Source organism: Cyclonatronum proteinivorum (assembly GCF_003353065.1).
Classification (GTDB): domain Bacteria; phylum Bacteroidota; class Rhodothermia; order Balneolales; family Cyclonatronaceae; genus Cyclonatronum; species Cyclonatronum proteinivorum.
In genome coordinates this window covers 621,286-643,895 of the sequence record NZ_CP027806.1, presented here as the reverse complement: position 1 = coordinate 643,895, position 22,610 = coordinate 621,286, and the positions used below count along the sequence as shown (strand labels likewise).

The window sequence follows — 22,610 nt, the reverse complement described above, 5'->3', positions numbered from 1 at the left end:
ACCTTACCTCTTTATTGAGTAGTACGCCATTTGTTGCGGGAAGTTGGCCGGAAAGGCAAAATATCTCCTGATATGCCTGAATTATTGCGTCAGGCCTGTTCCGTAAGAAGGGTTCTATTTGAGCTGAACGGATCACAAACTTACCTGCAACTGTGTGTCACCGGATACGATTCTTTTGTACAACCCAATGATGTGCTTGTGTTGCGCCTCAATCACATTCATGGTGTAGATTTTGAGTAGTTTCTCTGGTCGGGTTCTGAAAAACTGAACCACATCACCTCTGTTGAAAATGAGCACAACTGCAGGCACTGTGGCCGTCAGGTCGCAGCTGAGCTGTGCTTTTGAATGCAGAAAAGCTTCCCCGATAAAATCACCAGCCGAAAACTGCTCTATAATGGTTCCGTTTTTCCGGGCTTCAACTATGCCTTCAAGCACCAGAAATCCATGACCATTGCCATCGGGAAAACCCGGCAGAAGCTCTTCGAAAGCTTCAACCTTTCGCTGCACAGCTGATTGCAGCAAATCTCCCAGGTCTTTCTTCGGCATATTCCGAAACAGTGCAGGCGGGTTTTCCTGAATATTTTCTATGGTCGTATTATTTTGTTCCCGGAGCGTGGTCATAGTGCATGCGTTTTGATGTCAGCGTTTAATCATCTATCGTTGCAGCCAGAATTTCAGCAAGGCTTGTGTGACCGTTCACGATGCGGAGACGGCCGGAGGCCCTCAGCGTTAGCATCCCGTTTCGGATCGCGGTCTGGCGGATCAAATCCTCATCAATATTATTGCCCGAATCATAAATAATTTTTTTGATCTCCTTATCAAAAAAAAGGGCCTCATAAATTGCCATCCGCCCCTTATATCCCTTATTACAGCGTGAACAGCCCACCGGCTCATAGAAAGTAGTTGCTGCTATTTCTTCTTCCTTAAATCCTACTACTTTCGCAACCTCCTGAAGAGGTTCATCTTTATCAGCGGGGCGCTTACATACTTCACAGAGTTTTCGGATGAGTCGCTGCGCCATCACCAGGTTGATGGAAGTCGCAATCAGGAAGGGCTCAATCCCCATTTTGTACAGCCGCGAGACTGCACTCGGGGCATCGTTGGTGTGCAGGGTCGAAAAGGTGAGGTGACCGGTGTTGGCCAGTTTGATGGCGATCTCAGCTGTTTTTAGATCCCTTATCTCCCCTACAAGCACGATGTCAGGGTCGTGACGCAGAATGCCGCGCATGGCCAGGTCGAAACTCATTTTGTCGCTGATTTTGAGCTGACGTGCGCCCCTGATCAGATATTCTACCGGCTCTTCGACGGTGAGCACATTCACGCTCGGGTCGATTACCGCATACAGCGCCGCAACGAGGGTCGTGCTTTTTCCGCTGCCTGTCGGACCAGTGATGATGACGATTCCCGATGGCTTGCTGATTGCTTTAACAAACACCTTTTTGGCATTCGGCTGAAGTCCGAGTTTCTCAAGGTCGGTAATGACTTTCCGGTCGTCCAGAATCCGGATGACGATGCTTTCAAACTTCCGGTTGAAGTCCGCCCCCACCATCGGAATGATGGAAACCCGGTAGCGGATCTGATGCCCGTCAACCATCCGCTGAATAAACCCGTCCTGCGACATATCGCGCTCGAAGCGGTCCACATTCTGGGTTTTGTCTTTGATGACTGCGCACAAAGCTTCAGGTCGGATGTTGTTCTGCTTGATCCACAGCTGAAGCTTACCGTCAACCCGGAAGAAGATGTTGGAATTGGACTTATCAACCGGAATGACGTGGATATCGCTTACATCTTTGCGAACGGCTTCAACCAGCATCCCCTCAACCAGGGAGTTGAGCATGCTTTGGTTGATTTCGGCATCAATCTGCTCTTCAGTTAGCAGTTCCTCTTCCTCATCGAGGTAATCAACACCGGAGCTGTATTCTTCCAGCAGCTCCAGAAACTCATTTTTCAGCTCATACACCTGTCCTGAAACAACCTTCAGTTTATCGGATGGCAGGTAGGCAATTTCGTGATGCCGAAAAGGAAGTTTCTCTGTAAGGTTGGTGAGCTTACGCTCCAGCGGGTCAGAGGTAGCAATCAGGATTTTGTTACCGCTCGCATACCAGGGAACCGCATTTGCAGCAATCAGCTCACTAATAAAGCTTTCAGGAAGCAGGTTAACCGCATGACGGCAGCGATGCAACTGCTCCTGCGATTTGTAGGTATCTCCAAGGCCAACCTCGTTAAAAGCATATAAAACGGCTACCTGACGCATGACAGCCTGCTCATCCGCACCGAAATCCTGAATCAGAATGGTTGGCAGCCTGCGCCGCTGATGCTCAGGCTCGCGGTCCATCACGTCCATAGCTTCTGACAGCATAGCTTCGGTAATGACCCCTGCCTCAAGAAGGGTGTCCCCGATTTTTCGCTTTATGCTGCTAATGGCCAACATGGTGGATGGATCCGTTTAGAATTGTGATTTCGGTTTGATGACCGCTGACTCAGAGGAAACAATGGTGATACCAATGAGTGCGATCATGATGAACAGGTTGATGAGCAGGTTGATGGTATCGATGAGAGAGTTCATCTTGTAGCTCGTCTGTGTTTCGTAATAGTTGGCGAGCTGCAGGGCGTTGTCTTTGAGGGAACCCGACTCTACCCCGAGCTTGAACCGGCTTAATGCGGTATGTGTGAAAACGCCGGTGGCTTCAAGGGATTCGATGAGGCCGCGGCCGTCGTCAAGCATCATTCGGATGGCTACTTCCTTGATTTGCTTTTCCATGTACGTGTTGCGGCAGGCTTCAGAAGCGATACGAATGACTTCAATGTTTTGGCCGGAACCGCTGTACAGCGTGTAAAAGACCCGTGCAAAAATTTCGATGCTTGTTTTGTGAATGAGATCTCCAATGAGCGGCACCTTTATCACATATTTATCGAAGAGCAGTTTGCCTTTGTAGGTACGAAGCGCAAGAATCAGGCTAACGATCGGAACGACGTGTGCGAGCAGAATCCAGACCCAGTATGAGGTTATCCAATAGCTGAATTCCAGGGTTGCGGCGGTCATGGGTGGCAGCTCAATATCGAAGCGCAAAAACATCTCTGCCGTTGTCGGAAAGATGTAGCCTACATAAAACAATACTACGCCAATCACCGCAAGCACTGTGATCCCCGGCATCAGCAGGGAGCGGCGCAAATTCTTCTTGAAGGTTGCATCGCGCTCCATGAATTTGGCCGTGCTTTCAAAAATCTCGGCAATGTTACCGGAGGTGGTCGCAACGCCAAGCATGTAAGCTGCAAAAGTGCCGAATACATCTGCGTGTTTGTGATACACTTCGCGGCCTTCCTTGCCATCCTGCAGGTCTTTCTGAATCTGGCGGATGACCTCGCGCATGCGGGGGTTGGAGGTATCTTCGATGAGGAGCGTCAGGATTTCATCGAAGGCGAGTTTTTGCTTGAGCAGGTCAGCTGAAAGCCGGATGAAGGTCACGACGTCATCGGTGGGCACGCCGGGTTTGTATAGAACCATTTTGGGCTTCACCTTTACATCGGTAAACCCGAGGCGCTGAAGGGCGGCTTCGACATCCTCTTTGGCAAAGGCATCCTGTTCGCCTTCAACCCAGTTAGCGCCGGCACGGCGGCCTTTGTAGAGCCAGGTCTTTTTCTCGAGCAGCTTTTCCAGCTTAATGCCACGCTTGCGCACGATCAGTTCAGCCTTCTTCTTCGCCTCCTGCTTGGAAGGCACATCGAATTCGGCCTGTACTGTTCGCCCGTTGGGAGCGAGCCCTATGAATCGGAATTGTGACATCGTGCGGTGCCTCTCGGATTATACCGGCTTTCCTGGTTTACCGCTGCATGGAGGTGTTAGGTGGGATGCGGTAGCATGCCGGTGAAAAATGCAGTCCTGATGCGGTGTTGCTTAACTTGTTGCCTTGCGGGTGCGGGAAATTCCGCTGAAACGAAAAGGCCGGCCTTTAGGCCGGCCTTTGAAGGGTTCTTGAAATATTTTTGTATTAATTAGCACCTACAGCACCCCATGTGTAATTGGTGCTCGACCCTGTAACAGCTAAAGAAAATCCTGAACCATCTCCGGTGTTGGGTCTACCAATGAGAGTAAACCCGTCCGGTGTCACAGCAGTGATACTAAATTCACCATTTTGGTTTATGCATCCTGTATTATCTCCATCACATGGAAATCCAACTATAGCAAATGAAACACCTGGGATTTGTGGAGTTGCAGCAGCGTCTCCCTGATAGTCTCTTTCACCACCGCCAAGCATAGCTGGCCTTGCATACCAAGCCTGGGCCTGAGCAGCCATTGTTATCATATCCTGCCGAACGGCATCCTGATTCGCTTGTTCTGCGCTTGATCCGAAAATGTTAATCGCAACTACCGTTGCAATACCTACAATGATCGTGACCAAAATTACGAGTAATAATTGCTGTTGTCCCATGATCGTGTCCTCTGTTAAGTGTTAACCCTCGCTTTGGGTCGCGCAAACCGCGGCTTATTGCGCGGGCATATTTTTAAGTCCTTTTCATACGGGGAAGCGGGTAGGTGTGTGGTGAGCAGCTCCCCTTGCTCACTTATAGATTAAGATTTTTTAATATATGTGGCAAGCGAAATGCGCGCTGCCGGTCTATTTATTTTTAATACATCATAAGTACATGTTTTATATGCGTATGAAATAAATTAAAGTTATCCATTCCCTTTTCTTTTGCAATGCGGATAACCTTAATATTTCCCAAACCCAACACATCTATAGTAAGGTTAAGTACGTAGATATTCACCCTTATTTCGTTGTTAGTTAACAACCCTCATCACCCCACAACGAATAGTCGTTTTTATCTAAGTATTTGTACGCAAACACAACCTCGGGATAGCAACGGGATTCCGACTTCGGCTACCATCACCTTAAATTCTGCAGGTGCGGCACCAAACTAACACGAGATTGGCGAAGTCAGCGGTTGCCATACAATCAAACCGGCTATCAGGTCGCTGAATTTGTATCTTGTTTTAAGTTACGCCCGGGACAATTTCCCTTTTCTGACCAACAAATTTCCCATCCATGTTTGAACGCATCGACCTGAACACCTGGCCCCGTCGTCCGGTTTTTGAGCTGTATAACAATTACCGCCAACCCGATTTCAACCTCACGGGCCGGATTGAAGTCACAGGACTCTACAAATCCTGCAAATCGGCCGGCATCCCTTTTAGCACAGCCCTGCTTTATCTGTCCGTGCAGATCGCGAACTCTATCCCCGAATTCCGGCTTCGGGTTACCGGTGATGAAGTGCGCCTCTACGATTTTCTGCACTGCGGCTGCACCGAACTTGATGAAAACGAAAACCTGCGCTTCACCTACTACAGCTTTGAAAAAGGCGAGAGTCTGCCCGATTTTGCCGCCCGCTATCCCCGAGGCACCGCTGCATCCCGCACGGTTACCCCGGGTACGAGCACTGACCGCGACCTCGAGCTCGACCTGCTTTTCCACACCATCATTCCCTGGTTTTCGTTTACCGGGCTTCGCCATCCCCGCAACGAAACCGACGGCATCGGCAGCATCCCGCGCATTGCCTTTGGGAAGTACGAAGCCGATTCGCAAGGCCGCCTGATGATGCCGGTTTCTGTAGAAGCCCATCACGGCCTCATGGACGGTCTGCACGTGTGCCGCTACTTCAACGGCCTCGAAGACCGCTGCCGGGGCTGAAGCCGCTCTCTGCAACACCGGCTGCTGCCTGACTTTTTGGTTTCTGTTTCCTGCAGGCGTATATTAATGTAACCGCTTACATCGTTGAAATTCCGCTCTGAATGGCTTTCCTGAAGGGCGCTTTCAATCGAAAATACCAATTTGTCACCCCGCCGGAATGTGCGACAGCAAACCGGCTTAACTTCCTTTTGTGCATGAAAACATCCCTCCTGATGCTGGCGCTGCTGCTGGTCTGGCCCGTCAGCAGCTTTGATTCGGCTACGACATCGGCGCAGACCGCCGGACAATCCTTCACCCTGAGCAGCGACGCCGGTACGCACGTGCTCACCTTTTTCAGCGACGAAATCGCGGAGGTCAGCTTTTTCCCCGAAGGCCGCAGCGCCGCCGACTACCGCGACTCTGAAGCCGTCGTTATGAGCCCGCAGGCCGTTGCGGTCCGCCGCCTTTCGGACGACGGCCTCCATCAGTTTATCACAAGCGGCCTCACGGTCACTTTCCGCGAAGACAGTGGTCGCTTCAGCTTTTACTATCAGGGCAGGCCTCTGCTTCGTGAGCAGGGCGGTTTTCAGCTGGAGGAAAACGAGGAAAGCTTCCGCGTTGATTTCCTGATCAGCGAATACGAAGCCCTGATGGGCGGCGGCTCGCGGGCGCTGGGCATGAACCGCCGCGGTCACCGGCTCGAGCTGTACAACCGCGCGCACTACGGCTACGAAACCCGCTCCGATCTCATCAACTTCACCTTGCCGGTCGTGATGTCTTCCAACCGCTACCTGCTGCACTTCGACAATCCGACAACCGGCTGGCTCGACCTCGACAGCCAAAACGATCACACCATTGGCTTCGAAGCTTTCTCCGGACGCAAAACCTATCAGGTCGTTGCCGGCGAAACCTGGGCGGACATCATGCAGAACTACACCCGCCTCACCGGCCTGCAGCCGCTGCCGCCGCGCTGGGCACTGGGTAACTTCTCGAGCCGCTTCGGCTACCGCAATCAGCAGGAAGTGCTCGATACCATCCGTCTGTTCCGCGAAAAAGAAGTACCGGTTGATGCCGTCATCATCGACCTCTACTGGTTCGGTCCGGAGATGTTCGGCTACATGGGCACCCTGGACTGGGACCGCGAAAACTGGCCCGATCCCGCCGCAATGGTGCAGGAGCTGGAAGAGATGGATGTCCGCACCGTGCTGATTACCGAGCCGTTCATCCTCTCGACCTCCGGCCGCTGGGACGAAGCCGTAAGCGAGAACGTGCTGGTCGCCGACTCCCTCGGCAATCCGGCAACCTGGGATTTCTTCTTCGGCAACACAAGCCTGGTGAACATCACCAAGCCTGAGGCCGCTGACTGGTTCTGGGGCATTTACCGCAACCTGATGGAGACCTACGGCATACACGGCTGGTGGGGCGACCTGGGTGAGCCCGAAGTGCACCCCGACTGGGTGATGCACCACATCGGCCGCGCCCGCGAAGTACACAATATTTACGGGCACCGCTGGGGTCAGATGGTGCACGAAGGGCACCTGCGCGACTTCCCTGACATGCGGCCCTTCAACCTGATGCGCGCAGGCTACGCCGGTTCGCAGCGTTTCGGGATGATCCCCTGGACCGGCGACGTGAGCCGGAACTGGGGCGGACTGAAACCGCAGCCTGAGATTGCGCTTCAGATGGGCATGCAGGGGCTGGCCTACATTCACTCCGATCTCGGCGGATTTGCCTGGCCCAACAAAGATCCCGAGCTTTATGTCCGTTGGATGCAGTACGGGGTTTTCCAGCCCGTCTACCGACCACACGCGCAGGATGATGTGCCCTCCGAGCCGGTTTTCTGGGATGAAGACACCATCAACCTGAGCCGTACCGCCATCGGGCTGCGCTACCGCCTGATGCCGTACATCTACACCATGGCCTTCGAAAACAGCACGACCGGCATGCCGCTGATGCGCCCCCTCTTTTTTGAAGAGCCGGATAATTTTCAACTCTTCCACATCGCCAACAGCTATCTGTTTGGCCCGGATTTACTGGTCGCGCCGGTACTGCGTGAAGGCGCCGAATTTGTGACGCTGCACGCGCCCGCAACCGCGAACTGGTACGAGCTGCATACGGGTGAAAAAGCTGAAGGCGGCAGCAGTCATCAGGTTGCCACCGTGGAAGACCGCATTCCCGTATTTGCCCGCGGCGGCTCGGTCATCGCCATGGCCGACCTGGCGCAGAGCATGAACACCTACAGCGTCGGCCATCTCACGCTGCACTACTTCCACTGCGGGGCCGCTGAAAACGGGCGCACCCTGATTTACCACGACGACGGCCTCACCCGCGATGCGCACAACCGCGGCATGTACGAAAAACTGCACGTTCACCGTACGCAGGAGCAGGGACGGGTTTACCTCACCTTTGAGACCGAGCGCGGCGCGCAAGCCGGCGAACTCGAAGGCTTCAGCGATCTCAGCCTGCAGCTCCGCAACTTCAGCGCCGCCCCGGCAGCGATTACCCTCGACGGAGCCGCCGTCCCCTTCACCTTCGACGCCACAACCCGCACTGTAAGCGTAGCGCGCTTCGGCCTGAACGGCACAACCCGCACCCTCGAAATCCGGATGTAGGCCCCGAAACCCATCCCCCGAAAAACACAAAAGGCGAATCCTGAGATGGTTGGGATTCGCCTTTTGTTTAGTGTGGGAGTTTACAGGGTGATGGGCAGCAGCCCTCATCAGCTTTCCTGCTGTCATTTGGCTGGCGGAGGGTGCGGATTTCCTGCCGCTTGTATCAAAGACGCCTTATGCCGGCCCATCCCGTTCAGATTGGGGCATGCCGTGCTGCAAAAGGCGAGGTTAAACCGGGATATACACGCAGTAAAGTGACATCCAACCACAGCCAAGTGCAGCAAACTGCTTCATCGCAGTACGGCCTGAACCGGGCGGGCCTCTCTTGCCGACAGACCGTTGGCACCAACCGGATAAACTTTATACCAGTATCCCGGGCGACCATCCGGATCATCATAGCGTGATATTTCACTGCTAAGCTCAGCAATGGCTTCAAAAAGTCCTGATGCCTGATTGCTTCTGTACACCCGAAACAAAGAGACCGATTCAGGCGCTTCACGATGCTGCCATGCAAGGCTCACACGGGCCGGACCGGTATCAGAGGCATGCCTGGCCCGCACCTGCAAGTTGTAGACGGGCGCCGGCGGTGTCGTACGCTGCGGAATAAGTATGGTGCTTTGCAAGACATCAGACTCGTTTCCTGCCGAATCAATAGCGGTTACGGCAAATATGTAAGGCTGTGACAACCGGAGTCCCCGGGCAGTAAAGCTGCGGGTATTGGCTGGCAGGGTGGCAAGCGTTTCGGCTTGATCTGAAGCTTCAGGGGTATGGCTTTCGAGCCTGTAATGGGTAACATCAAGAGAAGGTGAACTGCTCCAGCTGATGAATGCCCGGGTTTCTCCCCTAAGCTCTGCCTGTATTGCTGATGGCGGTGCAGGCGGAGTTACAACCGGTATCTGAAGCCGCGTAAAAAGGGTATCGCTCACCTGACCGGTATTGCTGATTACAGCGACACCATACACAAATGTGCGGCCTTCTTCAAAGCCAAGTCCGGAAGGTCCGCGGTCGCTGAGCTGCTGTCCGTTTATGGCACTGCTGCTGAGCTGTGCATAGCCGGCCGCTTCACCGCCGGTGATGAGGCTGCGCAGCACCCGATAGCCCCGAAAATTATCCGCATCCGGGTCATGCTGCCACTGCAGCTTAACCGTTTTAGTTTCAGCGTCAAAGATTGCATCCAAATGGCTTACCGCCTCAGGCTTGCGAAGATCGGGGACAGCAATATTTACAATATTGCTGTTGCTGCTCTCTATTCCGTTTTGCCCCAGTACACGCACAGCGTAGCGATACTGCCGGCCCAGGCTGGGTACCTGATCTGTCAGACTTAACATCAGCAGCTCTCCGGGTTCAGCAGTGAGGCGCATCATCTCTTCTTCACCGGCAAAGCCCCGATACACATGATAGCCTGCTGCATTCATATCCGTGCTTGCGGGCCATGTTATCTCAATGGTATCCTCACTTATTAAACTGCCGGAAACACCTGTAAGCGCAGCCGGGGGCGCATTATCCGCCACAAAAAAAGTAAGGCGGCCCGGGTCTTCTGAAGTTTGTCCGGCAAGATTCTGAGGTTCAATCCAGAACTCATACGCTGTGTTCATAACAGGAACATCAAAGGTAATCTGAAAGCTTGTATTACTGTCAGTTCTGAGCAACACACCGGGCAGCACATTACGCACACGACTTTCATCCGAACGCCGGAAACGGGGTCTGAAACGGAAAACTTCCTCCGTACCGGGTGTATTCAGGGAGGGATAGTCCCAACTGAGGGTAACCGTTCTGCCGTCGTTATCCGCCTTAAGTCCTGAAACCGGCAGGGGCAGACTGGCTTCGAGCAAAGCTTCGCTTTCAAGTACTTTACCGGTCGGGAGGCCCAAATCATTCACTACTACTATACGATAGGCTGTATGCTGCCCATACGGGCCATTTTCATCAATAAACAGGGCTCCCATTGCCTGTGCCAGCTCCGGCAGCGTAAGGAGCGTGACAAGTGCGTCTGTTGTGCCGGACCGCATCATCAGAAAAAAAGCCTGCGCATCGTCTACACCTGTATCCCGGGAGATGGATTCCCAGTTTTCTCTTAACCGCATACGAAGCTGACCGCCGTTTTGTACCGGATATACAGCTTCATCCGTGATAAGCTCCCAACCCGCACCTACCGCATTCCGATAGACTTTAAATCCATGCCCGAGCGGCAGATTATAATTGTGAAAAAGAAAGATCCGCCCGTCCTGATGGGGCGCAATGACAAGTGCGGAGGACCCCGCCTGCTCAGACAAAACCGTTTGTGACTGTTGTGACTGAAGCTGAGGCTGCGCCTGAACGTTCTCGCGAAATGGTGAAAGCAGCAGTAAAGCTGCTAAAATACAGGATGATTTAAACATAATTTTATTCATTACTGAAGCGGACCGTAAATGCCGCGCATAGAAGTGTATCCCTGTGTATTGATGGCACGCAGAACAAGGTAAACATCATGATTCTCCAATCTGACGATGTTACCGGTATTGATATGCAGGGCAGAAGTAAGCGGTGGCGGCGGACTGTTCGGATTAAAAAACCTGTCAACTGACATCTGATGATTCCAGGGGATATCAACCGCATCACCTGCCGGGAAATCTCTTGAAACGATGGATGGAACCGTAATATCGAAGAAGTAACTACCCCGGGGGCGCTGAACAATTGAGTACTGGTATCCAAGTACATCAGATTCAGGATCACTTGGCGGTACCCAGACATAAATATCAATATCCCTGGGCCTGTTTACACGATGTAACACAAATGGGGTACCGAACCAGGGTACTGTCGGATCCTCAAAGGTATAAGGCCCACTCGTATGTATTGGGCCCGGATAGCCAAAATTACTGATGGCTCTGATGTGCACATACATCGGATATTTGTGGTTTCTGAAAACAGGATCTTCAAGGCTTGATGTGATCGTTAAAGGCTGATCAACTTCATGAATTCTTGTATCACCGTTTTCAAACTGCCCGATCGGTACCTCTTCACTACGACTAAGTGCATATTCAAAATGACGCACACCTGAACTTGGCGGGCTGCTTACCTGAACGGTTTCAAACGCAAGCTTTGCCGGCTCAATCGGCGTGCTCATTCGCGCCCACAATGCGTCGTTAGGAACATATGGCCTGAAAAACCATTCATCAATTGAATCCACGGATCTCATCTCTATAAGCATTCCTCCAGTATCGTGTTTACGCCAGAATGGCACGCCCGGCTGTGGGATAAAACCAAGCACGGGTTCGCCCGGCGGTTCTGATTCATAAACGATTGGAAAGGGGAAGGCGGTTTCCTCACTCCTTCTGTTATCGTTATTGATAACCCTCGCTGAGATATAGTATCGGATACCCTGCTGCATGGCCTGAAAGCTGAAGGGCGCTCTGATTTGTTCAGCCGGTATTTCGGGCAGGTTCAGCCGCTCGCCCTGAAGGTCGGTCCAGCCAATTTCGGTTGTATCGCCGGGGCTTGTTCCAAGAGCATACTGAAAACGCCCGATTCCGGAAACGGCATCGTGGGACATAAGCCTGATGTTGATCTGCCCCCGGTCCACAACCCAGTATTCCGTTAGCTCCTCATTTACGTGAATCACAAATCCATCCCCCATCTCAACAAGAGGAGCCTGAGGAGGGTCTGTTGAAATTGGCAACACCTCGCCCGACTCAGTTTGTGAGCCGCCTGGCGTTCCGATAGTTTCAGCATTAAACTGATTAGCAACCCGAAAACTTCCGCGCCGTACTGCCGGAATCCCAGCTGCCCCCCTAACCCGGAAACCTAACGAAACATGTGGGTTCCTCAGCGGACTTATCACTTCTTCTCCCGGAAATAAAGAGGCCGTTAACTCAATATTGCTGCCAGGTGCGCTGCCAAGGGTTATGAATGAGTTATCGGGTTCAATGGGTTCGCCCTCCTGAAGCGGCAGCCCGATACGGTACTGTATGGCTGTTTCAATGATTTCCACCGGATGGGTTGCCACAAAGGAGATGTCAGCGGCAGTCATGCTTTGGTTAGTGGTAACGGTCTGCTCAGCAACTATAGCTGTAATTTGAGGAGGCTGAAGCTGCAGGGAGAGCTGCTGCATCGCCTGCTCGTAAAGCCCAATATCGGGCGCATCACCGAGAAGCTCTTCTGCATCAGTCATGTTCATGCGCCAGTCCACATAACTGTTGTTTAGATTCCATAATAAGGCGGTAAGATTGGCCTGAATGGTGTAAAAATTGTCTATTTGCCCGGTTAGCGCTCGTACAGGTGCCAACACCGTTTCGCGATGCTCATCCCTGAGCGCCTGTACCTCCGTCATTTGCTCAAGGTTCAGGGCTTCAAATACCGGCAGGCTGTTTTTATACATATCAAAATAAAACTGATCGTACACCTCACGCAGTGATTCGGCTCTGAGGCCGACCGCAATAGCTGAACTGTGCCGAAGCGCATTAAAAGCCGCCTGTGGTCTGTTATTTTGCTCACCGGTCTGCCAGGGCGAAGGCTCTGCTGCGCCTGACGCGAGCAGCTCCATAAAATATATCCGCTGCGCATGGCGGGTGGCTTCATTGTCAACATTCTGCCGCGCAAATGGCTGATTAATGCCGCTGTCCCTTCTGTAATTAGCTACTTTCGTACCCAAATAAGTCGGTACATTCATTGAAAAAGCATCAAATCCATTGGAAAGCTGCCGTGCCCAAAGGGCTGTTGACCAAAGGCGTTCGGCTTCAGTACTGTAGTACCGCTCAAAACTTTCAATCGTGTTTCGGAAAGGTTCAGTGAGGCTCATCAGGGATGTTTGTGCATCATCATACATCAGACTTCTTACCGCATCGAGGTTTGCGGAAACAGCGTCTATGCTTTCACGGTATTGCAAGTCTGCAAACCGGAGTTCTTCCAGGTAGCTGCTCATAAGGCTTTGCTGCTGCTCAGCCCGACTGTTATCCAGACTAAAAGATACGGACTGCAGTGGGTTAGCGGAGGGTTCCGGCCTCACCACATTGGCTACCGGGTTGGAAGCAAACGCTTCATCCATCTGATCAAACAGTGCCGCAGACTCCTCATACAGCGTAATTGCGGCAAGCAGGCTTTGGTCAAAATCCTCAAACAGGTTCAATATGGTTTCCGCTTCTTCAATAGAGGCCGTAAGCGCTTCAAAATCTGATTCAGCGGCTTCTGTAGCCATGGGTTCGAACGGATTCTCCGCCAGGGCAACATTGTTCAAAAAGTTTGCCAGTACGGGTGCAGGAGCTCCTGTGGGGCCACGCTGGAGCGCAAGTTCTCTCATGGATTCGACCCAAATCTGACGTTCATCAAGAGGTTTGCCAAAGAAGTTCACCCCTGCCTGCACCACTTCTTCCCCGCCCGGTACAGTTCTTTGCAAACGCGCCCGGTCACGGGCAATACGTGCAAGGTCTTCAGCCTGCTGCATGGATTGCGCAACCCACTCAACCTGCTGCCGCAGCCCCCCGAGCCTGCTTCTGAAAGTATCCTGCTGCTCCTTTGCCATTGCAATGAGCGCATTCCCGCGGTTACTGCCTGCGCCACCGCTTGCGCCGCCAGGGTTTGCCAGCTGAAACCATGCGTCAGCACAGATCTGCTCGGTAGTCACGATCAGGTTCACTGTTGAGCAGCCCCTGATTGCCCCGGTAAACGCGAATCCGCCCGAGCTTCGCTCAACCAATGCAGCCGTAACATCTGCGCTAACGGTAGCTATCAGAAGATTTATCTGAGCTTCAAAACTCAGATATCCTCCCATGGGCATTGTGGCAAAATCCGCGTTGATTGCCCAGAATGAAAACCCAACCGCGCCTGTAACATTAAAAAGCGGAATACCGATTGTGTTGGATAGGCCGCCGCTAAATAAAAAGCCGTCGTTCCCTCCAAGTATTTCAATTTCCCCTTCCTGCAGCCCTCCCAGTACGGAAATATGCCCCGCTCCCAAAAAACCAACCAGGGGGTTCTGATTAACCCGGCTGAGATAGAAAAACTCCAGACTGCCTCCTGCGGAAAGGATATACGGCATATAAAAATCAGCTTCCATACTGAATAATATGGCACTCTGTCCCAGTCCGCTCCTAAGCACTGAGGCTGCAAACTCACCCGTGGCCCGCATACCCGCCACCTGCCTCGCGTCACCATCCCGCTGTCCCATAAGCGTCGCACGCGAATCAATATAAAAATGATGGCCCGATATGCTCACAAATGCCTGACCTTCCACTTTACTGTTAGCACCGGCACTCGGGCCAATGCCGACATTTCCGTACAGCATGCCGGAAAAAGAACTGCCTGCGGCCTGCTGAAACCCTGCCGGGTTCACAAGATCATGGCCAAACGCAGCCAGTGAAGTCTGGAGCATATCGATCTCCTGCTGCTCGGGCCTGTAAAAAAAGCCGCCCCCCACCTGTGATATGGAAAACATATTCGGCACTATTGTAACCCCTGCCCCCAGGCTGATTCCGAAAAACAACCCAAAACTGTTTTCCCCGCCTCTGCGCCTGAAGTTAGCAGCCACAACGGAAGAGTAATTTCCGGCAAAAGTGGTTTCCAGCTCCGATAAACCTGTTGAAAATGCGCCTACCCCTGCTGCCTGTAAGCTTACTTCGCCATTTTGAAGCTGATATTTCATGTCGAGTTTGGCCACAAATAGATCATCAAAAACCAGCTGCGCCTGCTCTACATACATGGAGCTTATCCCGTCTGATGTGCGGTACATAAAAAACCGTTCAAGCTGCCCGCTCATCCCATGATTGTTGTTCGATTCAGCTGAAATACTGAAGTTTAAAGCCGAACCGGGGTTTCCTGAAGTACTAAGCGGCACATCTGTGAGTTCAGCCGGACAGCTGCCAAAGCACAGTACTTCCAGCACATCAGAGACGGTAGTAGTCTGAACTGAGGCGGTCTCAGACTGCCCGATGAGTGCCTGAAGGGCATCCGGTGTACGTGATCTTGTATCCGTAATGGTAAGCTGAACACCGTCCGGATTGTGGTATCGGTAAAAGCCTCCCGCTTCAAGCTGCATTATCCCTGCTACGCTGATATCAAGAGAACCTTCCAGGCTTCCCCCGCTCACATTACCGCCAAGATCAACAGTTAAGCCTGTATAAGGGAATGATGAAGAGACCTGAGCAAGGTCAAAACCGGCAGTTCCCCCCATTTTCAACAAAAAAGTGCCCTGACTGCCTGCCATAGAAACAGCACCGGCGGGAATCGAAAGCCGGAAAAGTCCTGAGCCTGTTTCAAAGGGTTCGTTCGAGCTTACTGTAAACGTTACCTGCGAACCGAGGCCCCCTGAATTTGTGCGGCTCACTACAATCCCCGGCTGCTCCGTATTTCCGAGCATAATCACAGGATCGGATTCATCACCTTCCTGCTGCGTTCCGGTTCTGACAGCTACATTTGCATGAAGGGCCGTTTCGGCCACAGCAAAGGGATTCAGCAAGGGCATATACCGGGTCAGCTCAAGGCGCCCGAAGGTTCCCATCTGAATGTAGGCCTGAACCGGAAATGTACTCACCGGAAAACCGCTGATTTCTTTACGTGTACTGACTTCGTTATCGTCGTTGCGATACATCAGATAGTCAAAAAAACCGGCCGGCTCTTCTGTATAGCTGAAAGGCTCGGGGAGGCGGTAGGCAATTTCCGCACGAAGTGCCAGGGTTTCCTGCTGTGTCTCTTCATCCGTCAGGATTTCCAAACCGGCTTCGTGCAACACAAGATGCTCGCTGAGCAGCCATTTCCCTTCTTCATCAACAGCCCTGTCTGTCATCTCAAAGCCGCCATCTCCGCTGAGGGTGAGGGAAGAAAACGGAAGCGACTCCCCGTAAAAATTTAAGTTACCTGAAGCTGTAAGGCTCAGGCCACCCTCATCAATTGCGAATGTATAGGTACTGAGGGACAATCCGGCAGCCCCATCGAACAGTATCAGCTGCTGCGGCTCTTGTGCCCCGGTTGCTGTAACGGCTTCAAATGAATAAAGGGGTGAAGTATCCAGCTGAGAAAGCCCGAACTGAATACCCCCAAAAGCAGCTGATAGGGTTTCTCCGGGCAGATTTGTGAACCGGGCAAGGCCGTTAAGCTGAAGTACAAATGTCTGCGCGCTGACTTCAAGGTTTACGGGCACATTGCCGTCGGGAACTATCTCCGTTTGGCCGGCAAACAGGGTTTCGCCTGCAGGCTGCACATCCCAGGTCCATTCCTGCTGCAAATCAGAAACGGTTGTAACAGCTGTAAATTGAAATGACGGGAGACCTTCATTAAGCAAGGAAACGCCAAGCCTGCCCATCACTTCAAGAGCAGGTTCAGCCTCGGTTTGGCTGCGGAATATCACACCTGTAATATCAGCACGAAACTGCCCTGTCACAGCGGAATTACCGCCCTCCCCTTCATAAAGAACTGTAGCTAATACGGTTTCAGCCTCTACGGGCTGACCTGAGGTCGTACCGAAGGTGACAAGCTGCGCGGCAAGTCCGCCGGGTATTAAGCGGAACTCACTTTCAAAAAGCTCCTGCCCGGTCTGACTCCCTAAAAACAAGTCGGGCAGCAGCGGCTGAACGACTGCCTTCAGGTGGTTTTCGTCTGAAGTTGAAAACCGTAATCCGGTGAGGGTTGCAGGCAGTGCGGCCGTCGTTGTTTGCAGCGGCAGCTCTTCCATAAGGGTGATGGTGCCTCCCGTTACATTATACAGGGCATCGGTTGTAAGGCTAAACTCCGCAGGCAGCTCAATAACCGAAGCCCCCTGAGGCGTTAATGCCGGCAGACCAATGCGCTGCACGCCTACGCTGCTTACGCGATAGCCCGCCCCCTCATCCGCTACGTTTACGAGCAGCTGATTGGCTGCATTTCGGGTTTGTGCGAAAGCAACCATCTCATCAGACAGCATTAAGCGATCCGGCAACTCCACAAAAGATCGGTCCTGAATAAAGAAGCCGGAGGCAGATAAAACCGCAAAAGAATCGTCAGCTTCCGGTAGCTGTTCCTCCGTAAATACAACTGCTGCACCCCGTGTTATTGCAGTGCCTTCGGTGTTGAGCGTGAAATCTTCCTCAAAAACCAACTGCAGCGAGTCGTAAGCTTCATCGCTGAACCTTAGCGCTCCGCTGCCTTTACCTGAGAATACAAAGCCGTCAGCATCCAGCCTCACTTGCTGCTCAGGCTCAATTCTTAGCTTACGGTCAGCGTCAAACGCTTCTTCATTTGATACAAAAAGAAAGCCCCCCGGACCGAGAAGTGCAATTATATGAAAATCAGGAGCAATACCGGCACTGCCGCTCAAAATGCCGGGCTGATCCAGCCGGAGATTAAGGTCGTTGTACTGTACTGTTGAAACAGCACTGCCGCTTCGCATGCTGCCTGTGCCGCTGATAACAAATCCGTTCTCATCCAGTACAGCTTCATCGCCCTGAATGAAGAAAAATGGATCCGCTTCATTCCATGGCATGGGGATTTCAAAAGTATCTGTAATTATAAACGAGCCGCTGCTCAGTCGCCTTGTTATGAGGTCAAGTGAGATGTTACCGTCTGAAGTTTGTTCTGTTCCGCCGGCGCCGGGCAGGTGCAGGGTGAAGTGGCCCTGCAGCTCAGCAACCCAGCTTTCATGTGCGTCTCCTAAACTAAGCTGTACACTTTCCGCGGACAGTGAGAACGGGCCAAGCCCAAAACGCCCGCAGGGGCTCACATCATTTATTACACCGCTTAAACCGTCTGATTCGGGGCTGATTACCAGTGTGAATGCAGTACCTTCCCCACAGCTTTCCCCGGGTTGTGGGGCAAAGCCGCCAATAGTGGCGATTTGACCGGATACATTCAGGCTGAGCAGGTTTTCACCCTCATCACCTGCCAAGGTGCCCTGCAGGCGCTCTGCGAGAAGACTGATATTGTTAGCAGTTTGTGAAACAGGAATTTCAGCACCATCCAAGGGCTCGAACGGCTCCATCTCCCCTGAAAGTGATCCGTTCTGATACGCTACATCCGGAAAAAGCAGCCCATCAGGCGGGTTCAGCTCCGTTTGCTGCAACCAAGCCGGCAGCTGTGTCTGCAAATCGAAGCGGAAAGCATTTTCCTGCAATTGGGTTTGGTCTGTGGCCGGAAGGCCGAAAGCAATTGCTTGCGGCAGTCGCACCGCAAGCAGGCTTAGCGGATAGCCGGCATACTGAATTACAGGAAGCGTTAAACCGGGGAAGGTTTCACGACTAACCTGCTGTTGCGGCACCATAACTTCATTGCCGCTCCATACTACACCGGAAACCGGAAAAGCTGCCAAAGATTCACCAATACTTAACTCCAGGCGGGTAAGCAGCTCAAGCTCGCCCGTAAAGCCTGTTTCTGCGACAAACCCAAAGCCCGTAATCCCTTCTGTGCGCTGTACCAGCAGCTTGAGACCTGAAGCCAGCAAAACCGAAGGGGGCTCTGCAAAAGGCAGCGGATCAAAGTCAGTGAGTTGCACTGTGCCGCTGCTGCCGTAGGTGAAAGCCGCCCGTGAAGTTTCCTTCCAGCTGCTACCGGTGTTAAGCTCAAGGGCAGCATCAAAGGTAAAACCAAATACAGCCGGCATTCCTTGTCCGGACTGTGTGTATGAACCGCTGATTTGGCGGGCGCGCAACCGCATTTGTTCCCCCTGAAAATAAAGTAAGGCTTGCACCGGCTCATGATCAAAGTTTCCGCGGAGAACGCCGTCGTTCTGTACATAAAAGGTAAGAGGCAGTGACGAATCAAAGGTTACATCGAACAGCGCGGGGCTTCCGCTCAGATACAGTGCCGGTTCATTGCCGGTAGCGCCGGCAACCCAACCGGCACTAATTTCCTGAAGGTTAAGCGGCAAAGCGGCTGTTCCGGGCCAGCTTTCGCCGGAAAGCTGTGCCACAACTCTCCCTTCCAGTACAGAGGGTACCACCTGATTTGCACTGATTACAAGCCCGTCAAAAGTAATGTCAGAAAAAACGGGCGGTTCTAAAGGATTCAGAAACGGTACAACCAAGCGGGCCTCAACGCCGGGCAAAGCCCTGATAGCAAAATTCCCATTGTCATCCTCTGTAGCATCCACCAGCCAGTTTTCACCGTCTCTGAGCTGAAGCCAGGCCGTTTCGCTGCCGGGAATCATCAGCCGCTCGGGCAGAACAAAATCCGAATCAAAATCGGTAAGGTACACCCCCTGATTATCCAAAACGCCAATCCATGCCCCTTCATGGAAAACTTCCACATGGCCACTGACCTGAGCGCTCTGTCCGTAAACAGGGAAAAGCGAGAAAGCCGGGTGATATTGTGCCTGCATTTCTTCAAATACAGATATACCATTGAGCTGCAGTTTGGCAGAAGCTTCTCCGCTAACTTGTATGCCGGATGGCGTTAGCTCAAGACTGCCATTGGTGTTGAGCAAAAGGGCGCTGTTCGGGGCAATTTCCGCATCAGCAGGAACCGCAGCTATCTGCAGTTCGTCGTTATCCGTCCCTATTTCTGCGAGTAATGCAAAAGGCTCATCAAAAAGCGTTCGGCCACTCATCATGAGACCGGATACCTTAGAAAATACTGCATTATCAAAGGTTACCCCGCGACTCTGCCCGTCCATTACAATGAGCTGCCGGCCATTTACAGCGAGACCGTTTTCCCGTAATCTGACATTATTCAACCGGAAGGTAAGCAGTTCATCTTCAGCCGGGTAGGCAAAGTTGAAAGATCGGTTGATTTCAAAATCAAGGGCGCTAAATGCTCCGGTTATTAAATCCCGGGTGAAGCTGCCCGGTATCCGGATACCGTCTGGAAGCAGCAGCTCGGCGGTACCGTTTATTTCAGCCTGCTGCGGCACCGATCCGCCCCCTGAAAAAACGGCTTCGGCTGAAGTTATGGCCGCAGAAAACACCCCCAGCTCCAGATTACAGTTTTGCAGAATTCCCGGTACGTTCCCGTTAAATCCGCTGCTGAACATAAGTTCACCTAACGCAAAGCTCACCCGGTTGTCTGATCCGCAGCTGAACGCATCACCCGGCAAAAAAGAACCGGAAAGGTTCAGTGCTGACAAGGGTTCGGTGCTTCCATCAATCAACCACCGGCTGCCAAACTGACCGCTAACAGCCTCAAGCGAGAGGCTGAGATACGGGCTTTCTGAAACCTCGCAGTTTTGAAGTTGTGAAGCAGGAATATCAGCAATAAGTCTGTCCTGATCTATGCGTCCGTTTTGAACTTCAAATGACAAATTACGCAGGCAGGCGGGCAGCTGCGGTGCATTTTGCGTTGAGCCCGTTCCGTCAAAACGCAGCTCCCAGGGCCCCGGCGCAGCCAATTGCGCACCAAACAAAGGCCAGAGCAGTGGTTCCGTTTCCATCTGGTTAAGGTGTACCCGGAAGGGATCACTATTGTAAACCGGCAGGGGTACGGACTGCGTGCCAAAGTTAATTCCGGGCAAATCCAGGCCTTCAGGTGAGAGCGTTAGGTCTGACTGCTGCGCAGAAGTCCAGTTGCCCATTTCCGGAATCCGAAAACTACCGGTAATGCCTAGCTCAAAATTCCAGTTGCCGGCATTTCTGTCAAAAGTGAGGTTTTCAGCGGTAAGCTGCTGCATGGAAAGCCGCATAAGGCCAAGATCAAGCTCAGGCCGGGCGTCGGGGCAGGCATACGGTCTGGCGTTCCCCGGCGTAAGCCCTTCAGGGTTAAGGTTCATATCGAGCGCGGTACCGCAGTAGCTTCCCTCAGCCGTTAACAGTCCGATGCGGCTCCTTACAATTAAATCATATCCAAAACTATTGTCGGTTAAATCCAGCGACACATTGCCAAGGGTACGATTGATGGTCAGTTGCCCGGCTGCACTTCCTTCAACCAACGGAAACTGTTGCTCAACAGCACAATTAACTGAGCCAACCAGCTCAGAATCTGCGCCGCTCAAACCGGTAATCTGACACGGCGTATTACTGCCAAACAGGGTAAAAGTCCCCCCGGCAGTTAACTGATTAGACGGGAACTCGGCCTGAAGCGAATTCAGTCGGGCATCCAAAATACCGTCTGAAAAAGTAATAAAACCCGGGCGATTAGCGATACCTGTGCCTGAAAGCCCATTTTGAGTAAGGTTTAGCGTGCCGATAGGGATGCGCTGTATGCCATGCAGAGCTATAGCTGTACTGACCCTAAAACCGCCCTGCGGACTCCAGACAGGCAAGTTAAATGTGGCCCACTGCGGAATCAGTCCGGCATCCCGGTACATTTGTATGAGGGGATCTATACTCTCCTCAAAACGAATGCTGCCGCTCAGCAGCTCCGGATTATGGCGGTCGCGCAGCATTATTCTGTTCATAAACACCCGAAAGCTTCGGGATGCGCCATTAGGAAGCGTGACCCTTAGCTGCGTAAAGCCATTCAGAACAAACGTATTGCCCGGCTGTGGTAACAGCCATATCTCCCAGTCAAGCAACTCCATGAAATCGGGGATCAGTACCAGTGGCGTGCCTGAACCCGGTGGCGGAGGCGGTGTTGCCTGCTCACCAAAACTAAACGTAAAAACGGGGCTGTTTCCGTCGCCTGCAAAAGGTACTTCGCCGGAAGCATCACGGGCAGTTATCTGCCAGGCATACTGCCGGCCCTGCTCTAAAGGCGGCAGGTTTGGTGTATAGGGTAATGATGTTTGCGAGAGGATCTGCTCATGGTAAATGGGGTTACTCACCATAGCATCTTCGGGGTTTTGGCCTTCAAGTAGTTCTACTATGCGGAAAACATATTCCACTGTAAGGTTACCGATTGCAACAACGGGGGTCCATGTAAATACCGGCACTGCAAGTGAAACGATGGCTTCATCACGCGGCATCACCAATGCAGGGGGCTGCGGCAGGCGTACAACAAAGTTTGAAACAGAGGGAATGATACTTACAGGCGGGGTCAGATTTACAGCTTGTGGCGTTACCCGAAATGAATAGCTGCCCTCAGGCAGTACGCCCGTTTGGATAATCTGATTGATGAAAGAAGCTGGCAGATTTTCCAGTACATCAGAAACCGAACCCGGAAAACTTACTTCCTCAAAGAAGTTCTCAAAGACAAAAAAGCCGGGCTCGAAGGTAACCGGGTTGCTGGTGTCGTTCCACAGTATTTCACCGTTCTTCAAAAAAAGAACCTGAAACCTGAATGCACGCGCGGTGTTGCCGCTGTAGTTGAACATGAACTGATATAAGCCGGCATCATAATTACTGCGCAGCTCTTCATAAGTGGCAGACCCAAGCACCGGCGGAAGACCCGTAACTGTAAACTGTGCGATATCCTGCCGTGCCTGTGCCGTTTCGTAAATCAGCAGGCCTGGCAGCACTGCAAATGCAAGCCAAAAAAGCAGTGTTTTTTTGATATTGGCAGACGAAAAACGTGTACTCATACGGGT

The 22,610-nt window shown here is 52.4% G+C and carries 8 protein-coding genes; 2 read left to right on the top strand and 6 right to left on the bottom strand.

Translation table 11 applies throughout. From position 1 onward, the window contains the following. Positions 1–132 precede the first annotated feature (132 nt). From CYPRO_RS02405 to CYPRO_RS16680, 4 genes are all read right to left on the bottom strand, one after another. The gene (locus CYPRO_RS02405) at positions 133–621 is read right to left on the bottom strand and encodes a cyclic nucleotide-binding domain-containing protein (RefSeq protein ID WP_114983108.1); all 489 of its coding nucleotides are present in this window, start codon (positions 619–621) and stop codon (positions 133–135) included. A gap of 25 nt (positions 622–646) precedes the next feature. Beyond that, a complete protein-coding gene (locus CYPRO_RS02400) occupies positions 647–2,431 on the bottom strand; it encodes a GspE/PulE family protein (RefSeq protein ID WP_114983107.1) in 1,785 nt (594 codons plus the stop codon). Positions 2,432–2,446: 15 nt separating this feature from the next. After that, positions 2,447–3,784 (bottom strand): type II secretion system F family protein, encoded by a 1,338-nt coding sequence (locus tag CYPRO_RS02395; RefSeq protein WP_114983106.1) that lies wholly within the window; start codon positions 3,782–3,784, stop codon positions 2,447–2,449. A gap of 205 nt (positions 3,785–3,989) precedes the next feature. Then, complete coding sequence (locus CYPRO_RS16680) at positions 3,990–4,430, bottom strand: hypothetical protein (RefSeq protein ID WP_205730342.1); 441 nt, start codon at positions 4,428–4,430, stop codon at positions 3,990–3,992. Between the two features lie 615 nt (positions 4,431–5,045). Here CYPRO_RS16680 and CYPRO_RS02385 point away from each other — a divergent pair. Beyond that, positions 5,046–5,687 (top strand): CatA-like O-acetyltransferase, encoded by a 642-nt coding sequence (locus CYPRO_RS02385; RefSeq protein WP_114983105.1) that lies wholly within the window; start codon positions 5,046–5,048, stop codon positions 5,685–5,687. 194 nt (positions 5,688–5,881) lie between these two features. Beyond that, positions 5,882–8,278: a TIM-barrel domain-containing protein gene (locus tag CYPRO_RS02380; RefSeq protein WP_164682470.1), complete on the top strand. Its 2,397-nt coding sequence runs from the start codon at positions 5,882–5,884 to the stop codon at positions 8,276–8,278. Between the two features lie 290 nt (positions 8,279–8,568). Here the strand turns inward: CYPRO_RS02380 and CYPRO_RS02375 are convergent, their stop codons facing one another. Together CYPRO_RS02375 and CYPRO_RS02370 are read right to left on the bottom strand one after the other, a co-directional pair. Beyond that, positions 8,569–10,656 (bottom strand): fibronectin type III domain-containing protein, encoded by a 2,088-nt coding sequence (locus CYPRO_RS02375; protein WP_164682468.1) that lies wholly within the window; start codon positions 10,654–10,656, stop codon positions 8,569–8,571. 11 nt (positions 10,657–10,667) lie between these two features. After that, entirely contained in the window at positions 10,668–22,604 is an 11,937-nt protein-coding gene (locus tag CYPRO_RS02370) for a hypothetical protein (protein ID WP_124245494.1), read from the bottom strand. Positions 22,605–22,610 lie beyond the last annotated feature (6 nt).

Bases quoted from the DNA above. Each gene is read 5' to 3' on its own strand.
- CYPRO_RS02385 (WP_114983105.1), top strand. From the start codon at position 5,046: ATGTTTGAACGCATCGACCTGAACACCTGGCCCCGTCGTCCGGTTTTT.
- CYPRO_RS02405 (WP_114983108.1), bottom strand. From the start codon at position 621: ATGACCACGCTCCGGGAACAAAATAATACGACCATAGAAAATATTCAG.
- CYPRO_RS02370 (WP_124245494.1), bottom strand. From the start codon at position 22,604: ATGAGTACACGTTTTTCGTCTGCCAATATCAAAAAAACACTGCTTTTT.
- CYPRO_RS02380 (WP_164682470.1), top strand. From the start codon at position 5,882: ATGAAAACATCCCTCCTGATGCTGGCGCTGCTGCTGGTCTGGCCCGTC.
- CYPRO_RS02400 (WP_114983107.1), bottom strand. From the start codon at position 2,431: ATGTTGGCCATTAGCAGCATAAAGCGAAAAATCGGGGACACCCTTCTT.
- CYPRO_RS02375 (WP_164682468.1), bottom strand. From the start codon at position 10,656: ATGTTTAAATCATCCTGTATTTTAGCAGCTTTACTGCTGCTTTCACCA.
- CYPRO_RS16680 (WP_205730342.1), bottom strand. From the start codon at position 4,430: ATGGGACAACAGCAATTATTACTCGTAATTTTGGTCACGATCATTGTA.
- CYPRO_RS02395 (WP_114983106.1), bottom strand. From the start codon at position 3,784: ATGTCACAATTCCGATTCATAGGGCTCGCTCCCAACGGGCGAACAGTA.